The following is a 2,679-nucleotide window of genomic DNA, read 5'->3' as shown; positions in this document are numbered from 1 at the left end:
GTACTTGATGTGGACGCCGCCGAGGCCCTGGTCGTCGTCGACTGGATGGGTGGGGATGGGTTTCACAGGATGGTCTCCGGCTCGACGGGTGCGCGAAGGCCCAGGACGGGGTCGTACTGGCCGTCGATGAGGTGTATGCCGAGGGCTCGGTCGAAGGTGGCGTTGTAGGTTTTCAGCTGGCCGTAGCGCAGGGGGATGAGCAGGCCGGCGGCGAGGAGGGGGTCGGCGCTCCTGCCGATGGCGAGTTGGCGGTATTCGTCTTTGTCGTCGTGGTGGAGGACTTCGACGGTGTCGAAGCGATCGCCGAGGGTCTTGGCGTGCTCGGTGCGGTCGTGGAAGGGGTCGGTGAAGGTGAGGAACTCGGTGGTGAAGCCGTCGCGGGCCTGCCGTGCCCTCCTCGCCCAGTCGTGGCCCCAGTCGGTGTCGTAGGCGAGGTGGAGGAGGCGGTCGATGTCGTGTTCGCTGAGGGTGGTGACGCCCTCCTCCACCAGGGTGGTGAGGGCCGACCAGGCAGCCTCGATAGCGCCCGGGTCGTAGGGCCGGTGGCCGTCGGTGCGGTGGACGCGGAACTCGACGGCGCCGTCAGGGTGCAGGCCTAGGCGGTTGACGCGTCCGGCGCGCTGGGCGACGGCCTCGACGGGGGCGTTGTCGACCGCGCCGCGGTCGAAGTCCAGTTGTAGGGAGACTTCGACCGTCTGGGTGGCGACGACGAGGCCGCCCCGGTGGTGCGGTTCGCCGGGCCTGCGTTCGGGGTGACGGGCCAGGAGGCGGCTCTCGATGCTGTCGCGGTCCCGGTTCTTGAAGCGGGAGTGGAGCAGCATTGCCGCATCGGGGTCGTCGGGCCGTGTTTGGCGGGCGTGGTCGGCAAGCTTGGTGAACAGGTCCTGGGCGGTGGTGACGGTGTTGGTGACGACCAGGACGCTGTGGCTCTCGTCGAGCCAGGTTTCGAGGCGTTCGAGGCTGTCAGGATCAGTGAGGGACAAGTCGTCGACGACGAGGTGGTGGCGGACCGGGGCAGTGCCGAGTGCGGCGCGGTGGCAGGTGACAGGGTGGTGGAGGGTCTCGTCGACGATGGCGAGCAGGGGTGGGGCGAGGGTGGCGGACAGGACAGCGATCCTGCTGCCGAGTTGTTCCCACAGGCGCATGGCGGCGCAGAGGCGGCCGAAGGTCTCGGGGTCGTAGGCGTGGAGTTCGTCGAGGACGAAGAGGGAGTTGGCCTGTTCGAGGAGGACGGAGGAGTGGGTGGGGCCGGCGATGGCGGCTGCGAGGAGTTGGTGGGGTGTGGCGACGCGCAGGCGTTGGGTGAACAGGCGCATGGCGTTGGCGCGGGCGCGGGCTTTGCGGGCATCGTCCTTGGTCGGGCCGCAGCAGTCGTCTTCGAGGGCTTCGGTGAGGAGGGTGCGGGCGAGGGCTCCGTGGAGGAGTCCGATGTCGGGCCGCTCCTGGCCGGCCTCCGGTTGGAGGGTGCGCTCGAAGCGGTGTCGGGCGGCGTTGAGGGAGGCCCGGTAGGGCAGGGTCCATACGAGGCGGGGCAGTCCGGGCATGGTGGTCAGCTGGCGGGCTGCCCAGGCGAGTCCGGCTTCGGTCTTGCCGCTGCCGGTGGGGGCGATGAGGACGAGGTGCCCGGTGGTGTTGGCCGCGTCCTGCTGGTGGCGGTGGGGGGTGTGCGGGAGGCGGGCGAGGTAGTCGAGGGGCAGGGGTATGTGGGTCTGCAGTTCCACGTGGGCGGAGCCAGCGTGGTCGGCGAGCGTGAGGGCGCCCTGGGCGAGGACGGCGATCAGGCCCGTGTGGGCTTTGACGGGTTCTCTCCAGGCGGTGAGGACTTCGTCGAGGAGGAGGCGGGCCCGGGCGGCGGTCGTCGGGTCGCCGGGCGCGGGCGGCGCCGGTTCGGTTCGGAGGAAGCCGGCCAGCCAGGCGAGGAGTTCCTGGTGCAGGCCGCGTGGCACCTGCGGCCGGCAGTCGGGGCCGGGCGGGCGGCCGAATGCCTGGTCCCAGCGGGTGCCGGCGTTGTAGAGGCGGGCCAGGGCGGGTTTGCCTCCGCCGAGGGAGTTTGCGGCGTGGAGCGGGCGGTGGTGGCTGGCGACGAGGGTGGCGATGAGCAGCCGTTCCTGGGCGCTCCACGCTGTGGCCGGGGCAAGGAGGTCGACGTAGGCGAGGGAGAGGACTTCGTGACGCTCTCCCCACGGTTCGCCGCCGGGTTCGAGCTGTCGTTGGAAGCTCTCGGCGATCTTGCCTGCGTCGTGCAGGAGGGCCGCGGCACGCACCTGGGCCCAGAACAGGGGCTCGGTGGCGATGATCCCGGCGGTGGCGACGCGGGCCTCGAGCTGGGACACGGCATCGTGGACGGTGCGCAGGTGGGCGGTGAGGCGTTCCGGGTCTTCGCGGGGCAGGGACTTGGCGCGCAGGTCGGTGAGGGCGCGTCGTTGTGGTGGGGTCAAGGGGTCAGGAGCCATACGGCTTGGGTGTCCTCGTGCAGGGCCGGGTCGGTGGGTGCTTCGCGGTAGGCGTCGCGGACGGGGGCCGCGGTGGCGGCGGGCTCGTCGCACCACAGGTAGTCGGACCAGGTCGTGGTGAGGCGGTCCGTGGAGACCGTGTCGGCGAGGCGGTGGGTGTGGGCGGACGGCACGTCGTGCCCGTTGGGCAGGGCGAGCGCATGGCCCACGACCGCCGGCGGGCTCG

The 2,679-nt window shown here is 71.3% G+C and carries 1 protein-coding gene and 1 pseudogene; both read right to left on the bottom strand.

The genetic code is table 11. The features are described 5' to 3' along the window. Positions 1-62 precede the first annotated feature (62 nt). Complete coding sequence (gene cas3, locus C2142_RS37165) at positions 63-2,453, bottom strand: CRISPR-associated helicase Cas3' (protein WP_148647155.1); 2,391 nt, start codon at positions 2,451-2,453, stop codon at positions 63-65. Continuing rightward, positions 2,435-2,679 (bottom strand): annotated as a pseudogene (locus C2142_RS41235) (CRISPR-associated protein Cas5); the annotation flags it as partial. The pseudogene C2142_RS41235 and the gene cas3, both read right to left, overlap by 19 nt.

The organism is Streptomyces sp. CB01881, assembly GCF_002953255.1.
Lineage (GTDB): Bacteria > Actinomycetota > Actinomycetes > Streptomycetales > Streptomycetaceae > Kitasatospora.
The sequence above is the reverse complement of the archived record's forward strand: the minus strand, read 5'-3'. Positions and strand labels throughout refer to the sequence as shown.

What these genes read in the sequence shown, in the direction of transcription:
- cas3 (WP_148647155.1), bottom strand. Translation starts at nt 2,453, where the DNA reads ATGGCTCCTGACCCCTTGACCCCACCACAACGACGCGCCCTCACCGAC.